A 22877-nucleotide genomic window follows, 5' to 3' on the forward strand; every position below is an offset into this window, starting at 1 on the left:
AGACCCTCTGACTGTTTCCGATCCGGAAATTATCGAGCGGTTGAAAGCCCATCAATGCTTCGATCAATAATTTTCATCACCGCCCTCACGGCTTGCATACCGTGCCTCGCCTCCTGGAGCATCGAGACCGACCGCTCGACACCGGATAAACATGGCCTGTTCGAAATCCGCGAGGAGGCCAGGCGCTTCATCGCGCAGGAGAACGCCAAGGGGCGCGAGCGCTGGGACGTGCTGGAGCCCAATGCGAAAGTGTTCGTCCCCCGATGCGCTGTCCCGCTCCAGGCAGAATGGACGCCGAAGAGCCTCGGCCGCTCGAAGCCCAGCGTGATGGTGATCTGCCCGGCAGCCGTACCGAATACGGTGATGAAGCGGTGGGATGTGTTCGTGCCGGTAAAGCAGAAATCGGGCAGCCCGTAAAAGGCAGGTATCCGAACGAAACCTGATGTAGTGGATGAAGTCGCTGCGAGTGCAATGGAGGCAACCGGACATGAACCCAGCGGTAGAATTGTGCTCCTATCCCGGGCTCGACGAGCGCATCGTCATCGTCCGGGCGGGAGACGAAGTGGACGCCATGTTTGTCCGGACCGAGAGGTTCAACGTCCTGATCGATACGCTCGGTACCCCCGAATTATGCCGGATGGCGCTCGATCTGCTTGAGGAAAGAGCCGAGGCCCGTCCGCTGATCGTCGTCAATTCGCATATGGATTGGGATCACTTCTGGGGAAATGCAGCCATTGCAGGGCGTGCTCCCATTATCGCGCATGCCGCCGCACTCGACCGCCTGCGCAATGCCTCCACGCAACAGGTCCTGAAGGACAAGGCGAGCCAGGAAGCGCGGTTTCGCAATGTCGAACTCATCGGCCCGGACATCACCTTCTCCGGCTCGATGGTTCTGAATGGCGGCGATCTGACGCTCGAACTCATTCATACGCCGGGACATACGCCCGATCATATCGCCGTCTGGATTCCAGAACTCCGCATTTGCCTCGCCGTCGATGCAGTGGAGTCGCCCATTCCCGAAGTCTGGAGCAGGAGTGCCGGTGATCTTCGCCTGATCCGCTCCTCGCTCACGCGGATTCGTGACCTCGATGCGAGACTGGTCATCCCCGCGCACGGCAGGACGTCTTCGCCTTCCGCAGTGGACGGGAACCTCACCTACTTCGAAGCCCTGGCCGATCGCGTCGGTACGTTGAGCGATCGCCGGCTGGCCGACCCGCAACTCGGCGATATAGAGGGTTTCCGGCTCGAAGACTTCGTCGCCATTCCCGTGGGGATGCCTTCGGACACGGCGGCGTTCTACCGCAGCTGCCATGAAACGAACCTCGGCGCTACGGTTCAGGCGCATATCGAAAAACTGAAATCCGCGTAGGAGACCAAGGGTGAAACAGTTGGAGGGCGGGCGAACCGGGCAGATCTGGCGCGACGGCGAAACCGTCATCAGACCATCAGGCGCATGGACGCCGACCACGCACCGGTTCCTGCGCCATCTCAGAAGCAAGGGCTTTCTGGCGGCGCCGGAGCCCATTCAAATTACCGATGAAGGTCGGGAGGTCGTCAGCTACGTCACTGGCCGCGTCTGCGAAGAGCTCAGTGACCCTCTTGCCGGATCGGAGCGCATGCTGATTTCAGCAGCAAGGCTTCTCAGCGCTTTTCATACCGCATCTCAAGGCTTTCTGGAATCGGATGGCGAGGCCCAGATATGGATGCTGCCGGCGCAGGAGCCGCGCGAAATCGTCTGCCACGGAGACTACGCGCCCTACAACCTCGCCGCCGCCGATCATGAGGCTGTCGGGATCATCGATTTCGACACCGCCCATCCCGCCCCGCGGCTGTGGGATCTCGCCTATGCGGTCTATCGCTGGGCGCCTCTCTCCGATCCCGCCAATCCCTCTGTGGCATTCGGCCTCGACGAGCAGTTGCGGCGGACTGATATCTTCTGCACCGCCTATGGCGCGACGTTGGAGGAACGGCGCCAGCTTCCCGCGATGATCTGCAGGCGGCTCCAGGCCCTCGTCGATTTCATGTTGGCAAGCGCCGCAGTTGGAGACGAGACTTTCGCGGAGGACGTCGATGCGGGAGATGCCCGGCTCTATCTCCACGACATCGACTATATCGGCAAACATCAGGACCGGCTGCTGGAGGTTCTGTGCTGACTAAAGCGCGTCGCGATCTTTCAGATTCGCTCGTCGCGCTTTAGGTCTTTGTTGTTACGCATGTCGTTCTCGCAAAACCGCTGCACACTTTTGCGCGACATGCTTTAGAGCCACTTTCTCCGGCGGAAGAAGCCGAAAAGACCGAGGCACAAGACCGCGATGACGCCAAGCACGACGAAATAACCGTACTGGAATTTCAGTTCCGGCATATCGCTGAAATTCATCCCGTAAATGCCGGCGATCGCAGTGGGAACGGCAAGGATCGCCGCCCAGGCGGCGAGCTTGCGGGCGATCGCCGTCTGCTCTGTCTGGCCGATCATCACGCTGGCTTCAAAGGCGAAGGCAAGCACCTCGCGCAGCGCGTCGATATCCTCCTGAACCCGGCGCACGTGATCGGTCACATCGCGGAACAGCGACTGGAGCGTCGGGTCCATGCCGGGAAGATCGATATGCTCGTATCGCCGGCAGACGTCGACGAGCGGCACCACGGCGTTGCGCAGCCGCAGGAGCTTGCGCCGTAAGAGGTAAAGCCGCTCGATGTCGGATTTTCCCAGCTGTTCGCGCAGCACGAGATCCTCGAGCATCTCGACCTCTTCCTGCACCACCTCGATGACAGGCATGTAGTTGTCGACGATGAAATCGAGGATGGAATAGAGAATGTAGTTCTCACCATGGGCAAGCGCCGCTGGCGTCGCCTCGCATCGTTGCCTGACGGCGAGATAGGAGGAGGATTCTCCGTGGCGAACCGAGACGACATAACCGCGGCCGACGAAGAGATGCGTTTCGCCGAAGACGATTTCGCCGTCCTTCATATGGGCGGTGCGGGCGACGATGAACATCGCCTCCCCGTAAATCTCGAGTTTCGGGCGCTGGTGCGGCTGCGCCGCATCCTCGATCGCCAGCGGGTGGAGATTGAACTCGGCCTGGATCTGGTGCAGCAGCACCTCATCCGGCTCGTGCAGGCCGATCCAGACGATGGCATTCTCCCGGCTTCGCCACTCGCCGGCTTCCTCTATCCTGATGTCGCGAATGCGCTGCCCATGCTCGTAAACGGCAGCGGCCACGACGCCGGGCCGCTGTTCATGCCGAGGCGACGCCGAACCGCTGCTCTCCCGCGCTGGAGAACTCTCCAGATCCTTCAACCGTTCCAATCCTGCCGTCCTCCCCGTCCGGCGGATCACGCATCCGCCACCAACGCCGGTCAGGCGTTGCGCCGATCATAATGCCATTTCGAAAAACATGCATCCGCTTCGGAGCAGCTACGGTCACGCCTCCCACGGCGCCTTGCGCTGCAAGCGCTCTGCGACCTTCGGTGACGCGGCTGAGGGCGGACCCTCGATGGCCGCGACAAAGGCAGCGAAAGCATCCGGAGACAGACGAAAGGCGCTTTCCCTCAGGATCGCCATCTGCGCCTCCTCCTTGGCGGCACGCTGCACGGACTCTGTATTGGTCATGTTTTTCCTCATGCGGGAAACTACAAGCCAATATGCCATGGAACGCAATATGTGAAAAATCCCGCGGGCAGTCGAAGACAGCATGTCAGTTCGGACACACCGAACGCGTGGGCCTCGGCAGGCAGCCCGCGCATCACGTATCCGTGGAAATATCGTCCCAATCCTGATCCATATAACCGATCAGCCAGTTTAGCGCATAATGGCGCTCGTAGACCACGCCCTTGTCCAACCCGGCGGGCGCCTCTTCGCCTTTCAGCCTGGCATTCACAGCGGCCCAATCATAGCGGTAGATCAGATCGGCGGCGTCGAGCAGCTCTTTCTGCGGACGCAGCTTGGCGCGGCGCATCAGCCCGTCCGTTCCCAGTTCGCGAAGCGTGTTCGCGATGAAGGGGACATCGCAGATATGATCGGGGCGTTCGAGCTCCGGCGCGATGCCGAGCGCCCACAGCATGACGTGCACGCCTTCGTAGCGCCAGGCGAAATTCGTCCGGTCCTGATCCGAGGGATCTGGATCGTCCATGAAAGCCTGTTCCTTCGGCGTGAAAAAACCTGCCGCGTCGAACTGCTTGATCAGGGCCTGCCCCATCGCGTGGTCGCCGGTCTCGCCCTTCACGGCGACGATAACAAGCGCGATGGCGCGCTGAACCACCAGCTTGGTATTGCGTCGGGTACTCGCGCTCTCGGGCTCGATCGTCGGCAGATGATCGATTGTGGGAACACCTTCCGATTGCAGCTGAGCGACGGACCGGGCCTTGCGCGTCTGCGCCTCGTCAGCGGGTTGCGAGACGGCCGCCTGCACCGGAATGATCAGTGCGAGAAGAGTGGAAAGTATGCGCTTCATCGTGTCTGGCTCCCGTCATCGCGGCAAATTGAGCAATAGGCATTTTTCGTATCAGCGGGATTGCGAGCCTGAAAACAAGCGCGGCTTTCCGCAGAATTGGTAAACGCGTCTTTACCTAAAGAACCAATCGTTAAATTCTTTTCGGTACAAAAGATCCTGGCCAGCCCGGTCTGACGCCGGCGCTCGATTGAGGACTTTTCAATGCACCGTCCAAACATCAAGTCCAGTTTGCTGTTGATTTTCAGCGGCATAGCCGTTCTTTTCGGCCTTGTCGCTTATCTCGCGGTCGACGGGCTGCAAAAGACGAACGGCTCGACAGAGGAAATTGCAAACCGCTGGCTGCCAAGCGTGCAGGCTTCGCAGGCGATCAATCTCGATATGACGAATTTGCGCCTTGCCTACCGCGATCACATCATCGCGCAGTCGGAGGCGGAAAAGAAAACACGTGAAGAAGCCATAGCAGCCGCCGAGGACGCGGTTCGCAAATCGGTCGATGCCTATCTTTCGCAAGCCACGTCCGACCACGAGCGCGACCTGATCAAATCGATCAAGGAGAGCGTCGGGGGTTACATCGCCAGCAGTTCCCAACTGCTCGCTCTTTCGCGCGCCAACAAGACCGAGGAAGCCGGGCAATATCTGGGCGGGGAGATGCGCTCCTATTCCGACAAGCTCAAAGGGGCCACGACGGCTCTGGTCGCATTGGACATAGACGGCAGCAAGAATGCCGCCGAGCTTAGCAAGGAGACCTTCGCCTCCATCGAATTCTACCTGCTTGCCGCAATCGGCTTTGCAGGTCTGCTCGTTTTCGGCGCCGTCATCTTCGTGCTGAAGGGCATCGCCAATCCGATTACCGGCATCACCGGCGCGATGCGGCGCCTCGCCGAGGGAGATACCGGTTCGGAGATTCCGTTCTCCGATCGTGCCGACGAAATCGGCTCGATGGCCGGCGCGGTGGAAATCTTCCGCCAGGCCGCGATCACGAACAAGCGCATGGCGATGGAAGCCGAAGAAAATCGCAATCGTGCGGAGGCCGATCGCCTTGCCGCCCAGGCCCAGGCGGAAGCCGAGGCTTCGGAGCGGCTGCGCGTCGCCACCTCGGGTCTTGCCGGCGGCTTGAAGCGGCTCGCCGCAGGCGACCTCGCCTTCCAGCTCAACGAGGCCTTCGCCCCGGATTTCGAGGCGCTGCGGCATGACTTCAACCAGTCCGTCACCCAGCTCGGCGCGACACTGAGAGCGATTTCCGACAGTATCGGCACGATCGACGAGGGCACGCGGGAAATCTCCTCGGGCGCCGGCGATCTGTCCAAGCGCACCGAGCAGCAGGCCGCCTCGCTCGAGGAAACGGCGGCAGCGCTGGAGGAGATCACCGCCAACGTGTCGAACTCCACCAAACGCACCGAGGAGACACGCAAGGTCGCCACGGAGGCAAATCGCAACGCCGTCATGTCAGCCGATGTCGTTTCCCACGCCGAAGAGGCAATGGAGCGCATCGAGACCTCGTCGCAGCAGATTTCCAACATCATCAGCGTCATCGATGAAATCGCCTTCCAGACCAATCTCCTGGCACTCAATGCCGGCGTGGAAGCGGCCAGAGCCGGCGAGGCCGGCAAGGGCTTTGCCGTCGTCGCCCAGGAGGTGCGCGAACTCGCCCAACGGTCGGCAAGCGCCGCCAAGGAAATCAAGAGCTTGATCCAGAATTCTTCGAAAGAAGTGGAAAGCGGCGTCAAGCTGGTGCGCGATACCGGCCAGGCGCTCAAGACCATCGGCGGCTTCATCACCGAGATCAATCAGCACATGGATTCGATCGCGACATCGGCGAAGGAGCAGTCGATCGGCCTCGGTGAAGTCAACGGCGCCGTCAACCGGATGGATCAGACCACCCAGCAGAACGCCCACATGGTTCAGCAATCGACGGCCGCATCCGACTCGCTGGCGCAGGAAGCCCAGAAGCTTCGCGAGCTCGTCACCCAATTCAGGCTGGACGCTGTGTCCGGCCAATCGGCGGCCCTTCGCTCGACGGCGAGATCAATGGCGCAACCGGCAGCCCGCGCCGCCATCCATGCGGTTGCCGCGCGCCGGTGAGACGGGCGGCGTGAGCCTCGATGATCAAGGCGCCCGGCATTGCCGGGCGCCTCTCGTTTGTCAGGACGCAAAGGCCGGCTTGTGGCGAGCGCCCATTCTCAGCACGAAATAGATCGCCCCGCCGATGCCGACGCCGAAAAACCAGCCGTAAGTGCCCCACCATTCCGGCAGGATCGAGGTGAAGGTCGGCAGGATCGATGAGAACAGCGCACCCACCGCAAATGCGATGAAGGCATTGCCGTGCCATCCGTTCTGGAAGCGGAACTCGCCGTTCTCGTGATAGAGCGCCTCGACGTTCAACTGGCTCTTCCGGATGAGATAATAGTCCACCATCATGATGCCGAAGATCGGGCCCATCGTCGAACCGATGAAGTTGACGAAATGCGCCGCACCCGTTTCCCAGGGAGCAAACGGATAGAGCACGAGGGCGATCAAAGCGGCGATATATCCGCCGCGCTTGAAGTTGATCTGGCGCGGGAAGACATTGGCGAAGTCGAAGGCCGGCGAAACGAAGTTCGCCACGACGTTGATGCCGAGTGTAGCGACCGCGAATGTCAGCGCCGCAAGCAGCGCCAGGAACCAGCTGTCGAATTTCGCCGAGATCATTTCCGGATGCAGCAGGACCTCACCATACACGGTGAAGGCGGCCGTGGTCGTGACACCTGCGACGAGGCAGAACGCCAGGAGGTTGATCGGCAGGCCCCAGAGGTTGCCCTTTCGCAGCGCCTTCTCGCTCGTCGCGTAGCGCGAGAAATCGCAGAAGTTCAGATAGAGTGCTGCGAAATAGGTGATCCAGGTGGCGGCCACCGCGGCGAGTGCGGCAATGGAGCCGGGCTCGCCCGGCACGCCGGCATCCTTGGTCTTTTCGATCAGCACGTCACGCGGGATTTCGGAGCCGAACGAGAAGGTGCCCGACTTGACGACCAGATAGACCGCGAGGATCAGCATCATGATCCAGACGGCCGGACCTGCCCAATCCTGGAACTTGCGCACCGTTTCCATGCCGCGCTGAATGATCAGCAGCTGCAGCGCCCAGACGATGACGTAGCAGATGAGTTCGAGCGTCGAATGGCCGAGCATGTGGCTGCTCTGGTGGAAGGCGAGCAGGCTCTCGTTGCGGATCAATAGGGCGACGATCGCGCCGGATGCGGCCGCCGTCTGCGCGCCGTACCAGAAGCAGGCGACGACCGCCCGGACGAGTGCGGGAACGTTGGCCCCGAAGGTGCCGAAGGAGGCACGCGCCAGAACCGGAAAGGGCACGCCCGTGCGCACGCCGGCATTTCCGACCAGGCTCATCAGGAAGAAGATGACGAGGGAGCCGATGCCGATGGCGATGACGAAATTCACGAAGCTGCCGCAGAGCAGAAACAGGCTCGCGGCCAGATAATAGCCCCAAAGGCTGTGAACGTCAGATGTCCAGACGTTAAAGATGCTGAATGCACCCCATTTGCGCTCCTCGGCGGGTGCAAGATCCTCGTTATACAACGAGGGAGACGGATTTTTTACGCTCATGAATGCCCTCCCATATCCCCTGAGGCCGACTCGGCCACGGACGGAAGTCTGCTCTTCATTTATGCATCTGACAATTTAATAGTCACATTGTACACAATGTTGACGGCCTGGATGTACAGAAACTCTTGAGCGTGCTCGGGGTCACTGGGCGCCGACGACCCGTCCGGCCAGGCGAAACGGGCTCGCGACCGCGGCGCCGGCAGCATCGAAGACGAAGGCGCCGACATCGCCGGCGGTCGACCGCCTGCCGCTCTCGAAGGAGGTAAGCTGGGCGCCGAACTTGGCGAGTGACGCGTATCGGTCGTGGCCCAACCCATCGGAGGTCTTGATCGACGTGATGTCGATGACCCGAAGCCTCGCCTTCAAGGCGGCCTCCTCGATGACGGGATCGTCGATATCGAGGCGCCCGACGCGCGGCCGCTCTCCGGCGATGAAGCTCGAAGCCACGAGCGCCCGGTCGTCCTTGGAAACCAGAAGGGAGATAGGCATCGGCATCGGACCGATATCCCTAAGCTGCGAGCGGAAAACATCGACGTCGATGTCTGGGGCGGCGAGCACCACCGCCAGCTTGCCGATGACGGCGTCGCGATGCTGCAGCTTGAGCTCCCGCACCGTTTCCATCACCAGGAACCCGCCCATGCTGTGCCCGAACAGGATGATGCGCTTCACCTTGGCCGATGCCGAGAGCGACGTGACGAGGGAATCGAGTTCGCTGCGCGAGGAAAGCGCGGCGTCGCGGTCGGCGACATATCCGGCAACGGATGCCGCCGAAGGCCAGGAAAACAGGATTGGAGCGCCCGGGAGCTTCGCATCGGCAGCGATCTGGGCGGTGCGGTAAAGCGCCTCCTGGTAACTGTAGTTATAGCCATGGACGAAGATGCCGACGGTGCCGTCGGGCTGCACGGAGGCGAGCGCCTGCTGCACGAAAGCATCCTTAGGCAGTTGCTTGCGCTCGACGACGGCAAATTGCCGCTCCGGATCCGGCTTCGCCTTGGGATAGGTGATCACGGTATCCTTCCTGCCGGGAGGAACCGAAATCGCGTATTGCTCATAGGTCAGTTTCTCGGCCCATGTGCTGCCGAAGCCGCCCCGCACGCTATCGGGGGTTCTGTTGGTCGCGACGAGCACGCTCACTTTGTCCGGCGCCGCCTCCGAACGCGCCGGCTCGCTCAGATGAACGGGCGTCAAGACCTCCGGCGATGGCCGCGTGGCGCAGCCGGCAAGCATCGCCAGGCCGATGGTGACGATGATCGCCGGCATTGCCCTTGGCAGGCCTCGGAAATGTCGCTGCATCATCGGTCCGTTTCCCTCAAGCCCAGACGCTCTCCGGCGTGTGGTTCTGTCCGCGTCATCATTCGCCATGCCGTTCCCGCTCCGGTGTGGGACGGCATCGCCTGCGCCATCCCACCCATTTCGTCGCGGCCCGTGTTGCAGCGGCCGCCGCGGCGGCCGTAGGCGATGGCCGTCGAAGACTGCATCATGCCTCTGCCGCGGCTTCGGCCGGAGCGCCCTCATCCCTCGGGATTCTGAACCATGCGACGTAGAGCGCCGGCAGGAACAGCAGGGTGAGCGCGGTGCCGATGACGATGCCGCCCATCATGGCGTAGGCCATCGGACCCCAGAAGATCTCGCGCGAGATCGGGATCAGCGCCAGGGTTGCCGCCGCCGCCGTCAGCATGATCGGCCGCATGCGGTGCTCGGTCGCCTCGATGACCGCCTGCCATGGCGCGACACCTTCGGCGCGCAAATGCTCGATCTGCACCACCAGGATGACGGAGTTGCGGATCAGGATGCCGATCAGCGCCAGAATGCCGAGGATGGCGACGAAGCCCATGGGCGCATTGCTCAGCAAGAGCGCCGCCACCACGCCGATCAGGGCGGTCGGCGCCACCGCGAAGACCAGGAACAGGCGGCTGAAGCTCTGCAGCTGGATCATCAGGATCGTCGCCATCGTGAACAGCATCAGCGGAGCCACGGCGGCGATCGGCCCCTGCGCCTCGGCGCTGGATTCGACGGCGCCGCCGATTTCCACCTTGTATCCGACGGGAAGGGTCTTCTCGAACTCCTCGACCTTCGGCTTCAGCTGATCGACGATCGTCGCCGGCTGCGTCGAACCGATGACGGCCGCCTTGAGCGTAATGGTGGGCTGCCGGTCACGACGCCAGATCGTCGGCTGCTCGAGTTCGTAGCGGAAATTCGCCACGGCCGAGAGAGGCACGACCTTGCCGTTGGAGGTGGAGAGCTGCAGGTTCTCGAGCGTCTGGACGGAATCGCGCTCGGATGCCCTGGCCCGGCCGATGACATTGACCAGGTAGATATCGTCGCGGATCTGCGTTGCCGTCGAACCTTCGACGATGCCGTTAAGCGCGGTCGCAATGTCCTCGGAGGAAACGCCGAGCTGGCGCGCCTTGTCCTGCAGCACGTCGACCTTCACCACGCGGGAGGGTTCGTTCCAGTCCAGCACCATGTTCGACAGCAGCGGGTGAGTACCGACGACGCCTGCAAATTGCTGGGAGATGTCGCGCACCTTTTGGATATCCGGGCCGGTGATCCGGTACTGGACCGGCTTGCCCACCGGAGGGCCGATATCGAGAAGCTTCACGAAGGCGTCGGTGCCGGGGAAGGTCTTCGTCAGATAGTCCTGCAGCTCCGTCCGTACCTTGTCGCGCACGTCGAGGCCCTTGGTGACGATGATGGTCTGTCCGAAGGTGACATCGGGCGTCTGCACGTCGAAGGACAGGATGAAGCGCGGTGCGCCCTGGCCGACATAGGTCGTCCAATGGTCGATATCCTTGTTATCGGCCAGCATCTCCTTTTCGAACCGGGCCATCTGCCTGTTGGTCTCGGCAATCGAGCTGTTGTGCGGCAGGTTCCAGTCGATCACGAGCTCGGTTCTGTCCGAATTCGGGAAGAACTGCTGCTGCACCAGCCCCATGCCGCCGACCGAAAGGGCGAAGACGCCGACCGTCAGCACGATCGTGACCCAGCGCCAGCGCATCGCGAGCTTCAGCAGCCAGGAGAAGATGGCGGCGAAGCGGCCCTTCTTCTCGTGATGCGACTTCATCGTCTTCGGCAGGATGGTGACGCCGAGAAGCGGTGTGAAGAGCACGGCGACGATCCAGGACACCACCAGCGAAACGGCGATGACGACGAAGAGCGTGAAGGTGAATTCGCCGGCCGCACTGCTGTTGAGGCCGACCGGGATGAAGCCCGCGACGGTCACCAGCGTTCCCGTGAGCATCGGAAAGGCCGTCGAGGTATAGACGTGGGTGGCGGCCTTCCTGAGATCATCGCCCGCCTCCAGGCGGGCCACCATCATCTCGACGGCGATCATGGCGTCGTCGACGAGCAGGCCGAGCGCGATGATGAGCGCGCCGAGCGAGATGCGCTGAAGCGAAATGCCGGAATATTCCATCACCACGAAGGTGATGGCGAGCACGAGCGGAATGGAGATCGCCACCACCATGCCTGCGCGCAGGCCGAGGCTGATGAAGCTGATGACGAGCACGATGACGATCGCTTCGAAGAGCGCCCGGGTAAAGCCCGAGACGGCCTCGTCGACGACATGCGGCTGGTCGGAAACGCGGTGGACATCCACGCCGATCGGAAGATCGGCGACGACCTGTTTCATCCGCGCGTCGAGCGCCTCGCCGAATTCGAGCAGGTTGGCGCCCTGCTTCATGCCGATGGCAAGCCCGATTGCGGGCTCGCCGTTGAAGCGGAACAGCGCCGAGGGCGGATCGACGTAACCGCGCTTGATCGTGGCGACATCGGTCAGCGGGAAGAAGCGGTCGTTGATGCGAAGGTTGATCGACCGCAAGCTCTCCTCGGAGGTGAACTGGCCGCTCACCCGCAAGGCGATGCGCTCCGGCCCGGCGTCGACGAAGCCGGACTGGGTGACGGCATTCTGCGCCTGCAGGGTCTGGATGACCGACTGCTGGTCGATGCCGAGTGCTGCGATCTGGCGCGTGGAGAATTCGAGATAGATCGCCTCGTCCTGGGCGCCGATCACATCGACCTTGCCGACATTCGGCACCGTCAGAACTTCGGAGCGGGCATTTTCCACGAGATCGCGAAGCTGGCGCTGGGTCAGCCCGTCGCTGGTGAAGGCGTAGATGTTGCCGAACACGTCGCCGAAGCGGTCGTTGAAGAAGGGACCGACCACGCCGCTCGGGAAATCGCCCTTGATGTCGGCGATCATGTTGCGGATGCGCAGCCAGGTCGGCGCGACATCCCTGGCCTTCGTCGTCGGCAGCAACTCGACGAATACCGTCGTCTGGCCGGCGACGGTCTGGCTCTTGGTGTAATCGAGCGATTCCAGTTCCTGGAGCTTCTTCTCGATCCTGTCGGTCACCTGCCGCGTCACTTCCTCCGCGGAAGCGCCGGGCCACTGGGCAGTGATGACCATGGTCTTGATGGTAAAGTTCGGGTCTTCCTCGCGGCCGAGGTTCAGATAGGAGAAGGCGCCGGCGAGAATGAAGACGATCATGAAGTACCAGACGAGCGAACGGTGCTCGAGCGCCCAGTCGGAAAGATTGAAGGACTTCACTGGCTGATCTCCTGGTCGATCCTGATGGCCTGGCCATCCTCGAGTTTATGCACGCCTGCCACGACCACCCGCTCTCCTGGAGCGAGCCCTTCGGTGACGCGGACGGTGCCGCCGTCGACGGCGTCGCCGTCAATCTTCACGCGGCGGAGCGCCACCTTCTTGCCCGGCACGTCGACGATCCAGACGCTGGCGCCGTCAGTGCCGGCAAGGATCGCCGAGGAAGGCAGCACGATCTCGGGATCGGCGGCAATGGTTGCGGAGGCTGTGATGACCGCGCCGAGCCTGAAGGCTTCAGGCGGATCGGCGAGCGCGATCTTGGTCCTGCTCGTGCGGGTGGCGGTCTCGGCCTCCGGCGCGATCTCGCGCACGACGCCGGTCGTGCGGATCGACGGTTCGAGCTGCAGCGTCACCTCGAAGGGCGCGCCGATCTTCAGTTTCTGGGCGGCGGCCTGCGGCACGTCGACCACCGCATCGCGCTTGTCCGGCCGCGCTATCGTGACGACCGTCTGGCCGGCAGAGACGACCTGGCCGACCTCGGCCGAGGTTGCCGTCACGACACCATCGAATTCCGCCTGAAGCTGCGCGTAACCAAGCTGCTCCTTGGCCTTGTCGAGATTGGCCTGCGCCTTGGCGACGGCGGCTGTGGCCGTCCGTCTCGCCTGCTCGGCCTCTTCGAGCGAGGCTTCGGTGCCCGAGCGCGATTCCACCAGCGCGCGCTGGCGCTGTTCCGTCGTCACCGCGTTTCGAAGCTGGGCATCGCTGTTCTCCACGTCGGACTGGGCGCTGCGCACGGCAAGTTCCAGCGCCAGCGGGTCGATGGCGGCAACGACATCACCCTTCTTGACGACATCGCCGACATTGACGTTGCGGGCGATCATCCGCCCGAGGATCCGAAAGCCGAGATCGGTCTCGATCGTCGGCTGGATCGTGCCGGTCAGGCCGAGGCTCGTCGCCGGCGTCTGCCTGACCGTCACCGACAGCACCGGACGGGGCGCTTCAGCAGTGCTTTCCTCCTGCTTGGTGCAGGAGGAGATCAGGGCCGTACCCATCATCAGTGCGATTATCTTGGGACGAATGCTCACTTGGATGCTTCCTTGACATAAGACACGATTTCGCCGGGCCTGAGGAATTTGGTGCCGTCGGTCACGACGATATCTCCCGCCGACACGCCCGACTTGACGACGAAGCTGCCGGTCTCGTAGCCGGCGACGTCGATCGCCCTCACCGAGACCGCGGAGGATGCGGGATCGACGGTCCAGACGGCCGGCTTGCCGCCCTTGGAGGTCATTGCCGACCAGGGCAGCTGGATGACGTCCTGCGGGACGTAACGGAACTTTCCGACGACGGGAGCGCCGAGTGGAATGGGCGCGTCGCTCGTAATCGCGACCTTGACCCGGATGGTGCCGGTGGACGAATCGATCGTCGGCGAAATCTCGCGCACCTTCGCCGTGATCTTCTGCGAGGGGTCCGACAGAAGGGCCACGGTACCGTCGCCGTCGATCGGGCGCAGGAATGCGCTCTCCACCACTTCGAAGACGGCATCCCGATCGCCGTCATGGGCAAGGGTGAAGACGACCTGCGCGGCCTGCGCCACCTGCCCGACCTCGGCGTTGCGGGCGGTGATCACCCCGTCGGCATCGGCCTTCAACTCCGTATAGGAGAGGGTGTCCTGCGCTGTTTCGAAGAGCGCCTGCGCCGATTTCGTCGATGCCTGCGCGGTCAGCAGCGCTTCCTGCGCCTGATCGAGCGCGGCGCGTGTCGTTACCTGGGTTCGAAACAGGCTCTGCTGGCGGTCGAAGGCAAGCTGCGCCTGGGTCTGCTGCGCCTCGGCGGACTGAAGATTGGCCGCCGCCACATCCAGGTCGGCCTTCTGCTCTTCCGGATCGATGCGCGCCAGAAGCTGCCCCGCCTTCACGGATTGCCCGACTTCCACCAGCCGCTCGATGATCTTGCCGCTGACGCGAAAGGACAGATCGGTCTGGACGCGTGCCCGGACTTCTCCCGTGATCGCGCCGCCCTGAGCCAGCGGCTCGGACTTGGCGACGACGACGCCGACCTGCCGCGGGGTCGGCTCGGTCGGCCCGCCCGCATCGCTGCATGATCCGAGACCGATGGCGCATACGATCGCTGTGGCGACCAGAATGGTTCTCATAGTTGACCTCTTGCTCTCAACTGCCGCTGCTATATAATTGACTGACGCATTAGTCAATGAAACTTTTGCCGCAGGGATGAGGGCGGGCAACTAAAGGGAGGCGAGGCACGAATGGCAGATCAGAAGAAACTCACACGCGCGGAGCAAAAGGCGCTGCGGCCCATCCAGATTCTGGATGCCGCCTTCGAGGAATTCGTCCGAAGCGGCTTCGCCGGCACGCGCGTCGAAGACATCGCCGACAGGGTCGGCGTCACCAAGGGCACGGTCTACGTTTACTTCGAGACGAAGGAAAAGCTTTTCGAAGCCATGATCAATCACTTTTCCGTGCCGTTTCAGGAACTGCTTGCGATGACCGACGGGCTCAGCGGCAGCACGACCGACAGGCTCCTTTCGATTCTCCGCCTGCTCTACGAACAGGTCGCCGAGGATCGCACGACCCGCGAGCTGATGCGGTTCGTCATTGCGGAGGGACACAGATTCCCCGACCTGATCGACCGCCACCACGATCAGTTCATCGCGCCTGTGATCGCCAAGCTCGACGCCCTCATTCTGGAGGGCGTGGCATCCGGCGAGTTTCGCCAAGTTCCGGTGGAGTTCTCCGACATCGTGGCCGCGCCCATCCTCACGACGACGGTGCTGCGGCTGATATTCGACAACCGCCGCGTGCCCACTCCCGACAAGGAGGCTTTTCTCAGGACCTATTTCGACCTGCTGCTCAACGGCCTGCTCGCCAAGCCTCAGTGATCGCCTCCCCGGCCGATTTTCCTGCACCAAGATTGGCAAGGAGGTTTGGAAGGACGTTTTTAAGGAGGCCCAACATTTTTAAAAATGCGCAGGAGATCGGCTGCGGATCTTGGCTGCACCCATTTTTTAAAATGTTGACCTCTCTTAAAAACCTCTTTGTCAATCCTAGGCATTTGAATCTATTAACATTCTGTGGCAAAGGGGTTTTTAAGGCAGCGATTTTCCGGAAACTCCTCAAGGCACGACCTCAATCGTGACGGAATAAAGTGGAACGCAAAGTCAATCTCAAGGATGTCGCGCGCGATGCCGATGTGTCGCTGAGCACGGCCTCGCACGCGCTGAACGGAACCGCGCCGCTGACGATCGAAGTGCGCGAAAGGGTTCTGGATTCGGCCAAACGCCTGGGTTATCTCGACCGCCGCCGGAAAAAGGCGACGATCGCCACGCTGCGCGTCCTGCTGCTCGCCATTCCCGACGACGCCGCGCCCGAGAGCGATCTCAACCTGGTGAGCTGGACGATCCTCAACGGTCTGCGCAGGGAGTGCGAGCGCCGCGGCATCCGCATCGTGCCTTATGTCAGCACCGGCCGGCGCATCGACGGCGCCGAGGTCCGGCAGATCGCAATGTCCGAGCGTGCGGACGGCATCGTGGTCTTGAACGACGATCAGCCGGAACTCATCCGCAGCCTCGCCTCCCCCGACATGCCTGTCGTCATCGTCAATGGCGAGGACCCGGCCATGCTGGTCGATACGGTGACGCCTGAAAACCGCTTCGGTGCGCGGCTCGGCATCGAGCATCTGCTGGCGCTCGGCCATCGCCGCATCCTGCATCTGACCTGGAAGGGCCGCACGACGATCCAGCGCCGGTATGACGGCTTTTCCGATGCCTATTTGGCCGCCCATCTTCCTATGCCCAAAGATATGATCCTGGAAGCCGAGGGATACGAGCCGAGGCACGGCGAGGCCGCCATCAATGCTTTGCTCGAGCGCGACCCGACGATGAAAGGCGCCACCGCCGTCTTCTGCGCCGCCGACAACCTGGCGCTCGGCTGCCTGAAAGCGCTCGCCGACCGCGACATACGCGTGCCCGAAGCAATATCGGTCCTCGGCTTCGACGACATCGTCCCCGGCGAATTCAGCCGCCCGCCGCTTTCGACGGTCAGCGTCCCCACCGACAAACTCGGCGCCGCGGCTTTGGCGCTCATCGAACAACGCCTGATCGCCAACGACCCGCAACGCCCGGCCCACCGCCTGGAACTCGGCTGCCACCTGGTTTTGCGCGGCAGCGTGGCACCGCCGCGTTCTTAACTCACTGTGGCGATTGCAACTGGTCAATATTCGGAGCCGTTGCGGTTGTTCAGGTCGTGGCGTTCCGTTCCCTTCAGCGGCGGGTTGAAGATGCTGACGAGGATGAGATCCTTGTCCTTGCCGCCGCGCAGGTAATGCCGGTCATGCTTGTCGAGCACGTAGATGTCGCCGACCCCGATCGGAAAGACGTTTCCATCCATATCCTCGACTTCGCCTTCACCCTCGACACAGTAGCAGGCTTCCAGATGGTTGCGGTATTGCAGCAGCGCTTCGGTATTGGCGCGCACCACCGTATGGCAGACGGTAAAGCCCATGCCGTCGTCCAGGGTCAGAAGGCGATGGCTCGTACCGTTGCCCCAGTCGACGAAACGCTCCGTCTGCTCCACTTCTTTCAGATTTCTGACAAACATGACAATTTTCCTGACATATCTCTTGAGGTTCGGCGATGATCCTGATCCGCACGAGGCCAACTAACTATCGAAATCACCTATTTTTCAAATGATCTTATTTGGATAATATGTTAGGAAAACTTACGTATTATTCGGTGCCATCTGTAAGGAACATGCAAGCATGCATCTGCCGCCGCTGAATGCGCTGAGAGCCTTTGAAGCGACCGCACGGCTGATGAGCCTCTCCAAGGCTGGCGACGAGCTGCACGTGACCCATGCCGCCATCAGCCACCAGATCAAGCACTTGGAAACCTGGCTGGGGCGCAAGCTGCTTCAGAAATCCGGACGTGGCGTCGCACTGACCACCGCCGGCTCGGAATATTACCTGGCGATCTCGGGTTCGCTGGCGGCGATCGCGCATGCGACGGGCAATATGCGCCGGGACCACGACATGCGCTCGATCACTGTCGGATGCATTCCCTCGATCGCCTCGCGATGGCTCGTTCCCGCACTTCCGTCTTTCCAGGAAAACGATCCCGCTCTCGATGTCAGGATAGTCTATGCGAGAGCGGAAGAGCGGTTCGACGACGAGAGCCTCGACGTCCTGATCACAATGGGCGAGGATTTGAGCGGCGGACGGGAAAGCCGCCTTCTCTTCTCACGGCGCAACCAGCCGGTGGCGAGCATCCATTATCTGGCGAAGCGGAACTGGGGCGTCGACGACGTTCCGCTTGCCGCAGCGGATCTGCTGCACGATGAATCCGTCGAAGGCTGGAAGGAATGGTTTCGCAAGGCCGGCCTGTCAGCGCCCGAACATATTCGCGGGCCGATATTTCAGGACTTCAACATGCTTGCAACGGCTGTGATCGCGGGGCATGGCATCGCCCTATGTCCGGTCGAGGTGTTTCGGCGGGAGATCGATCGCGGCGACCTCGTCATTCTGTCGGACGTGGCGACGGCAGAAAACCAGGGCTACTACGTGATTACGAATTCATGGGCCAAGAAACCGGTGCGCCGTTTCATCGACTGGTTCACGAACGAATGCCGGTCGCCCGGCTGACTATGCCCTTAAATAAATCAAGCGGCTCAGGGGATAGGGCCTGAACCGCTCTTGTTTGAAGCGAGAAGGCCGCACCTCCCCGCAGCACTGCCATCCGATTTCAGAACTCAGACCATTCTTCCTGCTTCACGGCCAGATTGCCGCGTGCGACGGGGCGGCCGGCGCTTGCGGTGCGCGCCGGCGCTGCCATGGCGGTGGCAGTCTTGCGGAGCGCCGCAGCCTGGGAAGCGCCCCTGTCGCCGAGCTGGAAGCGGTTGATCAGGTCGCGAAGGCGGCCGGCCTCGCCGGCGAGCGTGGCGCTTGCGGCGTTGCTTTCCTCGACCATCGCCGCGTTCTGCTGCGTCACCTGGTCCATCTGGTTGACGGCGGTATTGACCTCCGAAAGGCCGATGGACTGTTCCTTCGCCGAGGTGGCGATCGCGTCCATGTGCTGGTTGACGGTGACGATATACTCCTCGATCGTTTTCAGCGCCTCGCCGGTTTCGCTGACGAGCCGCACGCCGCTCTCCACTTCGACGGAGGAATTGCGGATGAGATCCTTGATCTCCTTGGCGGCCTGCGCGGAGCGTTGGGCGAGCTCGCGCACTTCCTGCGCGACGACGGCAAAACCCTTGCCGGCGTCGCCGGCGCGGGCGGCTTCCACGCCGGCGTTGAGCGCCAGCAGGTTGGTCTGGAAGGCGATCTCGTCGATCACGCCGATGATGTTGGACACCTGGCTCGACGACTGTTCGATCTTCTGCATGGCATGGACCGCGTCGGCGACGACCTTGCCCGACTGAACGGCGCTGGCATTGGCCTGCACCGCCACCGTGCGGGCCTCGTCGGCGCGCTTCGAGGAATTCGAAACATTCGCGGTGATCTGGTCAAGGGCGGCTGCGGTCTCTTCAAGAGAGGAAGCCTGCTGTTCGGTTCGCTTGGCGAGATCCTGGGCGCTGATGCTGATCTCGCGGGTGCCGCTGTCGATCTGGCCGGTCGATTGCGCGACGGCCCGCAGCGTCTGCTGAAGCTGGTTGACGGCAGCGTTGAAATCGGCCCGGAGGCTTTCGAAATCCGGCGCGAAGGACTGCGTCAGCTGGAAGCCGAGATCGCCGCCGGCAAGATGCTTCAAACCGTCGGCAAGGCCCGACGTCGCCTGCGCCATCTGCTCGGCGCGCAGCCTGTCGGCTTCCGCCTTCTGGCGGCGCTCTTCCTCGGTCATGTTGCGGTTGGCGGCCGCCTCTTCCTCCAGCCGCTTGTTGGCAAGCGCATTGGCGCGGAACACCTCGACGGCGGCGGACATCTCGCCGATTTCGTCGCGGCGGTCGGCTCCGGGAATATCGAGGGCAAGGTTGCCGCCGGCGATGGCGCCCATGGTTTCGGTGAGGCGGCGGATCGGCCGCACGATCTGTCCGAGGCTGACAGCGGTCGCGACGGCCAGGGAGACGAGGGCGGCGATCACGAGCACGATGTAGCTCGTGGAGATCGTCTGGTTGGTCACGGCGCTCGCGGCATCGTTCTTCCGCTTCAGTTCCGTCTTTGCCCAGTCGTAAAGCTCGGTCGCGTCGGCGTCGAACTTCATTCTCGCAGGCTTGAAACTGTCGGTGTTCAGGCGCAGAGCGGTGGCATCGTCACCTGCCAGGGATGCCGCCACGATGGGCGGTGTCGTTGCCTGCAAGGCGCGCAGATCGGATTTGAGCCCCTCGAACCGTGCCTTTTCGCTTGGATAGTGGCTTGCCGCATCATCGATGAAGCCGGCGGTTTCATCAAACACCTGCGCCAACTCGCCTTCCGACTTCTTGACGCTCTCCTGATCCGGCTCGGCAATGAGGCGGAAGACAACGCGGCCGATCGAGTCGGAATTGCCGGTGATTTCCGCAAGCTTGTTCGTCCCGCTTGCGTCCACGTTCAGGAGCGCGCTGTAGGTGTCGTCGATCGACCGCAGCTTCGAAGAGACATAGACGCTGACGCTGACCCCGATGATGACGGTGACAGCCGTCAATCCCAGCAGTTTCGGGCCTATTTTGAGAGACTTCAGAGAGATCATGTGTTGTTCCAGCCTAATGCGCCTTAAAACTTGAATGAAACCCAGAATCGCATCTGCTTCTCATCCTGACGTTCAGGAACAGCCAAACGGAGGAACCTATTCATTCCGCCAAATAATATTTTGGCACATTTATGAAATATCAGAATAATAGTCCCCGAAATTGATAATATAACGGCTAAATGCCCAATAATCCGGGAACATATCTTTACGACTTCAGGAAATGACAGGATTATTTCGGCCCTTCATGGCCGTATTTATTGCTGTTTCTGCCTGACGCAAAAAATTGCACGCGAAAATTAAGATGGTGTAAACGATACAAAAGGGTTGCCTGCAGCGCTCACTATTTTGCGCATATCGGATAGTCATGTCCAATCTGTATAGTCAGAGCCGAGGAATGCGCCCGAAAAACAGGCATCAGCCTCGCAAGCTATGCGCAAACGTTAAAGCGCGCCGCATCGACGCTGATCGATGCGGCGCGCTTCATTGGGCGCAGTGAGACGGAAATGCGGTTTGCAACGCTCGGGAGGGTTTCCACGTCTTGACCCCGGGTGGCGGGATCATGCGCCAGCTTCGGTCACTTCATCCCCGTTCCGGCAATGCCTGTCGTGATGTATTTCTGCAGGAACAGGAACACGACGGTCACCGGCAGCAGGCTGAGGAAGGTCATCGCCAGGATATAGTGCCACTGCACCGAGAATTCGCCCTGGAATGCGTTGAGACCAACCTGCAAAGTGAAGTTCTCGCGGCTGTTGAGGACGATGAGCGGCCACAGGAAGTCGTTCCACCGCCAGAGCACCGAGAAGATCGCCAAAACCGCAAGCGCCGGCGCCGTCAGCGGCAGGATGATGCGCCAGAAGATGCAGAATTCGCTCGCCGCATCGACGCGCGCCGCCTCGATCAGTTCGTCGGGGATGGTCAGCATATATTGCCGCAGCAGGAAGACGGCGGTCGGAGAGGCGATCGTCGGCAGGATGACGCCCCAGAGATTGTCCGCAAGCCCGACCCCGACAATGACGAGATAGGCCGGCACCATGACGACGGCGAGTGGGATCATCAGCGTCGAAATGATGATGACGAAAACCGTCGTATCGCCGCGAAACTTGTATTTCGACAGCGCAAAGGCCGCCATGGCGTTTACGATCAGCGTCAGAAGCGTCGCGACCACGGTGACGAACACCGAGTTCTTGAGGAAGGTCAGGAAGTTGAAGCGCGTCAGCGGGTCGGTGTAGTTTTCGGTGGCGACGGTCATGTGCTGCACCGGCGTGATCCCCTTCACGTCGACGCTGACCGGCGGTCCGGGATTTGCCGGATCGACCATCTGCGCCTTGAGGCCGATGCGCCTGACCATGGCCATTTCGCGCGACTGACCGTCGACAGTCACCTGCCAGAGGCTGAGCGGCTTGTCGAAGCCCGGCACCGTCTGTTCCACGGCGGCGCGGGGAAGCAGCGTCGGCGGGAAGCGGGTGATCTCGGCCGCCGGCTTCAGCGAGGAGAGACCGGCCCAGACGACAGGAACGAGCACGGCGAGCGTGCCGCCGATCAGCCAGACCCATGACAATATGTCGGTTATGTCGATGCGTCCGGCCCGGCGCGTGCGCGAGAGAAAGCTGATCGGGTTCATCTCAGGACTCCATTCGCTTGCCCAAGCGCAGCTGTATGAGGGTGAGAACCAGAAGCACCAGCCCCATGAGAACCGATGCGGCGGAAGCGAGGCCGAAGAGGCGCAGATCGCTGCTGAACGCCATCTGGTAAATATATTGAACGATGAAGCTGTTGGCCGTGCCCGGACCGCCGCCGTTGGTCAAAACCCAAGCTTCGTCAAAGATCTGCACGGACTTGATCATCAGAAGGATGAATACGACGAGCAGGTTCGGAGCCAGCAGGGGCAGCGTGATCCGGAAAAGCGTGCGGCGCGGCGAAGCGGCGTCGATGGAGGCGGCTTCGTAGAGTTCCTTCGGGATCGCCTGAAGGCCGGCAAGCAGGATGAGGGTGTAAAAGCCCATGTGGAACCAGACCGACACCACGACCACGAAGAAACGCGACCAGCCGACATCGAGCAGGAAAATTTCAGGCGGCACCCCGAGCATCTGGAAGAAGGCGTTCAAGAGCCCGTTGCGGTCGAGGAACCATTTCCAGATCAGGCCGATGACGACGGGCGACAGGAGAACGGGATAGAAGAACATCGCGCGGAAGAAGCCGCGCGCGAAGATCGCCCGATTGAGGATCAGCGCCGTGATCAGCGCCACCAGCAACGTGGCGACGACATTGCACGCCACGAACCAGAGCGTGTTCCAGACGGCCGTCCAGAACAGCGATTCCTGGCAGGTTCCCGGCTGCAGGTAATTGCCGCAGGAAAGCAGGGCGCGGAAATTGTCGAAACCGACGAAGGGCCGCTCCGAGACGAAAAGATTGGTGCCGCCGGTGAAGGCGTAACCGACCGCGATCGCAATCGGAAGGAAGGTGAAGATGGCGAAGAGAACGAGGTTCGGCGCCAGGAACATCCAGGGCATGCGCTTGCGGCCGAAGACGCGCTCGAACGCATTCATCGGAGCCTCGACCACCCTCATCGCCGTTTCGCCCGCTTGGGAGAGCAATGCACCAGCCGCCATGG

19 protein-coding genes are annotated in these 22877 nt (G+C 61.8%); 7 read left to right on the forward strand and 12 right to left on the reverse strand.

Annotated features, from left to right (window positions below):
* The first annotated feature begins 54 nt into the window (after positions 1–54).
* From QD408_RS08035 to QD408_RS08045, 3 genes are all read left to right on the forward strand, one after another.
* Entirely contained in the window at positions 55–417 is a 363-nt protein-coding gene (locus QD408_RS08035) for a hypothetical protein (protein ID WP_088684183.1), read from the forward strand.
* A 70-nt stretch (positions 418–487) separates the two neighbouring features.
* A complete protein-coding gene (locus tag QD408_RS08040; RefSeq protein WP_414138946.1) occupies positions 488–1369 on the forward strand; it encodes an MBL fold metallo-hydrolase in 882 nt (293 codons plus the stop codon).
* Between the two features lie 10 nt (positions 1370–1379).
* Positions 1380–2153 carry a phosphotransferase enzyme family protein gene (locus QD408_RS08045; RefSeq protein ID WP_414138947.1) on the forward strand — a complete coding sequence of 258 codons (774 nt, stop codon included), beginning with the start codon at positions 1380–1382 and terminating at the stop codon, positions 2151–2153.
* Positions 2154–2257: 104 nt separating this feature from the next.
* Here QD408_RS08045 and QD408_RS08050 read toward each other — a convergent pair whose 3' ends face one another.
* The 3 genes from QD408_RS08050 to QD408_RS08060 all read right to left on the reverse strand — a co-directional run bounded on the left by QD408_RS08050 (position 2258) and on the right by QD408_RS08060 (position 4448).
* Entirely contained in the window at positions 2258–3304 is a 1047-nt protein-coding gene (locus QD408_RS08050; protein WP_088684180.1) for a magnesium and cobalt transport protein CorA, read from the reverse strand.
* A 114-nt stretch (positions 3305–3418) separates the two neighbouring features.
* Positions 3419–3607 (reverse strand): DUF1778 domain-containing protein, encoded by a 189-nt coding sequence (locus QD408_RS08055; RefSeq protein ID WP_414138948.1) that lies wholly within the window; start codon positions 3605–3607, stop codon positions 3419–3421.
* Between the two features lie 133 nt (positions 3608–3740).
* Positions 3741–4448: a DUF4272 domain-containing protein gene (locus QD408_RS08060; protein WP_088684178.1), complete on the reverse strand. Its 708-nt coding sequence runs from the start codon at positions 4446–4448 to the stop codon at positions 3741–3743.
* Between the two features lie 201 nt (positions 4449–4649).
* On the opposite strand from QD408_RS08060, the gene QD408_RS08065 reads away from it, so the two are divergent.
* Positions 4650–6530 (forward strand): methyl-accepting chemotaxis protein, encoded by a 1881-nt coding sequence (locus QD408_RS08065; protein ID WP_414138949.1) that lies wholly within the window; start codon positions 4650–4652, stop codon positions 6528–6530.
* A 60-nt stretch (positions 6531–6590) separates the two neighbouring features.
* Here QD408_RS08065 and QD408_RS08070 read toward each other — a convergent pair whose 3' ends face one another.
* The 5 genes from QD408_RS08070 to QD408_RS08090 form a co-directional block, all read right to left on the reverse strand.
* On the reverse strand, positions 6591–8042 hold the full coding sequence (locus QD408_RS08070) for an NCS1 family nucleobase:cation symporter-1 (protein ID WP_414138950.1): 1452 nt from the start codon (positions 8040–8042) through the stop codon (positions 6591–6593).
* A 141-nt stretch (positions 8043–8183) separates the two neighbouring features.
* A complete protein-coding gene (locus QD408_RS08075) occupies positions 8184–9338 on the reverse strand; it encodes an alpha/beta hydrolase (RefSeq protein WP_414138951.1) in 1155 nt (384 codons plus the stop codon).
* 181 nt (positions 9339–9519) lie between these two features.
* Positions 9520–12591: an efflux RND transporter permease subunit gene (locus QD408_RS08080; protein ID WP_414138952.1), complete on the reverse strand. Its 3072-nt coding sequence runs from the start codon at positions 12589–12591 to the stop codon at positions 9520–9522.
* Entirely contained in the window at positions 12588–13673 is a 1086-nt protein-coding gene (locus tag QD408_RS08085; protein ID WP_414138953.1) for an efflux RND transporter periplasmic adaptor subunit, read from the reverse strand. The genes QD408_RS08080 and QD408_RS08085 overlap by 4 nt, the downstream gene beginning before the upstream one ends.
* Positions 13670–14743: an efflux RND transporter periplasmic adaptor subunit gene (locus tag QD408_RS08090; RefSeq protein WP_414138954.1), complete on the reverse strand. Its 1074-nt coding sequence runs from the start codon at positions 14741–14743 to the stop codon at positions 13670–13672. The genes QD408_RS08085 and QD408_RS08090 overlap by 4 nt, the downstream gene beginning before the upstream one ends.
* A 111-nt stretch (positions 14744–14854) precedes the next feature.
* Here QD408_RS08090 and QD408_RS08095 point away from each other — a divergent pair, with 111 nt between their 5' ends.
* Together QD408_RS08095 and QD408_RS08100 are read left to right on the forward strand one after the other, a co-directional pair.
* Positions 14855–15487 carry a TetR/AcrR family transcriptional regulator gene (locus tag QD408_RS08095; protein WP_414138955.1) on the forward strand — a complete coding sequence of 211 codons (633 nt, stop codon included), beginning with the start codon at positions 14855–14857 and terminating at the stop codon, positions 15485–15487.
* A gap of 266 nt (positions 15488–15753) precedes the next feature.
* A complete protein-coding gene (locus QD408_RS08100; RefSeq protein ID WP_414138956.1) occupies positions 15754–16794 on the forward strand; it encodes a LacI family DNA-binding transcriptional regulator in 1041 nt (346 codons plus the stop codon).
* A 23-nt stretch (positions 16795–16817) separates the two neighbouring features.
* On the opposite strand, the gene QD408_RS08105 is transcribed toward QD408_RS08100, so the two are convergent.
* Positions 16818–17204 (reverse strand): ectoine synthase, encoded by a 387-nt coding sequence (locus QD408_RS08105; RefSeq protein ID WP_414138957.1) that lies wholly within the window; start codon positions 17202–17204, stop codon positions 16818–16820.
* Positions 17205–17364: 160 nt separating this feature from the next.
* Here QD408_RS08105 and QD408_RS08110 point away from each other — a divergent pair, with 160 nt between their 5' ends.
* Positions 17365–18243 carry a LysR substrate-binding domain-containing protein gene (locus tag QD408_RS08110; protein WP_414138958.1) on the forward strand — a complete coding sequence of 293 codons (879 nt, stop codon included), beginning with the start codon at positions 17365–17367 and terminating at the stop codon, positions 18241–18243.
* 100 nt (positions 18244–18343) lie between these two features.
* On the opposite strand, the gene QD408_RS08115 is transcribed toward QD408_RS08110, so the two are convergent.
* From QD408_RS08115 to QD408_RS08125, 3 genes are all read right to left on the reverse strand, one after another.
* Positions 18344–20266 (reverse strand): methyl-accepting chemotaxis protein, encoded by a 1923-nt coding sequence (locus QD408_RS08115; protein ID WP_414138959.1) that lies wholly within the window; start codon positions 20264–20266, stop codon positions 18344–18346.
* 574 nt (positions 20267–20840) lie between these two features.
* Positions 20841–21887 (reverse strand): carbohydrate ABC transporter permease, encoded by a 1047-nt coding sequence (locus QD408_RS08120; RefSeq protein ID WP_088684166.1) that lies wholly within the window; start codon positions 21885–21887, stop codon positions 20841–20843.
* A gap of 1 nt (position 21888) precedes the next feature.
* Positions 21889–22875 (reverse strand): carbohydrate ABC transporter permease, encoded by a 987-nt coding sequence (locus QD408_RS08125; RefSeq protein ID WP_414138960.1) that lies wholly within the window; start codon positions 22873–22875, stop codon positions 21889–21891.
* Between the last annotated feature and the right edge of the window lie 2 nt (positions 22876–22877).

Origin of the sequence: Rhizobium sp. BR 249 (assembly GCF_047445895.1) — a bacterium.
Classification (GTDB): Bacteria; Pseudomonadota; Alphaproteobacteria; order Rhizobiales; family Rhizobiaceae; genus Rhizobium.

Coding starts and splice junctions, on each gene's coding strand:
- QD408_RS08035 (WP_088684183.1), top strand. CDS start 55: ATGCTTCGATCAATAATTTTCATCACCGCCCTCACGGCTTGCATACCG.
- QD408_RS08065 (WP_414138949.1), top strand. CDS start 4,650: ATGCACCGTCCAAACATCAAGTCCAGTTTGCTGTTGATTTTCAGCGGC.
- QD408_RS08120 (WP_088684166.1), bottom strand. CDS start 21,887: ATGAACCCGATCAGCTTTCTCTCGCGCACGCGCCGGGCCGGACGCATC.
- QD408_RS08070 (WP_414138950.1), bottom strand. CDS start 8,042: ATGAGCGTAAAAAATCCGTCTCCCTCGTTGTATAACGAGGATCTTGCA.
- QD408_RS08110 (WP_414138958.1), top strand. CDS start 17,365: ATGCATCTGCCGCCGCTGAATGCGCTGAGAGCCTTTGAAGCGACCGCA.
- QD408_RS08075 (WP_414138951.1), bottom strand. CDS start 9,338: ATGATGCAGCGACATTTCCGAGGCCTGCCAAGGGCAATGCCGGCGATC.
- QD408_RS08125 (WP_414138960.1), bottom strand. CDS start 22,875: ATGGCGGCTGGTGCATTGCTCTCCCAAGCGGGCGAAACGGCGATGAGG.
- QD408_RS08060 (WP_088684178.1), bottom strand. CDS start 4,448: ATGAAGCGCATACTTTCCACTCTTCTCGCACTGATCATTCCGGTGCAG.
- QD408_RS08055 (WP_414138948.1), bottom strand. CDS start 3,607: ATGACCAATACAGAGTCCGTGCAGCGTGCCGCCAAGGAGGAGGCGCAG.
- QD408_RS08040 (WP_414138946.1), top strand. CDS start 488: ATGAACCCAGCGGTAGAATTGTGCTCCTATCCCGGGCTCGACGAGCGC.
- QD408_RS08095 (WP_414138955.1), top strand. CDS start 14,855: ATGGCAGATCAGAAGAAACTCACACGCGCGGAGCAAAAGGCGCTGCGG.
- QD408_RS08090 (WP_414138954.1), bottom strand. CDS start 14,743: ATGAGAACCATTCTGGTCGCCACAGCGATCGTATGCGCCATCGGTCTC.
- QD408_RS08105 (WP_414138957.1), bottom strand. CDS start 17,204: ATGTTTGTCAGAAATCTGAAAGAAGTGGAGCAGACGGAGCGTTTCGTC.
- QD408_RS08115 (WP_414138959.1), bottom strand. CDS start 20,266: ATGATCTCTCTGAAGTCTCTCAAAATAGGCCCGAAACTGCTGGGATTG.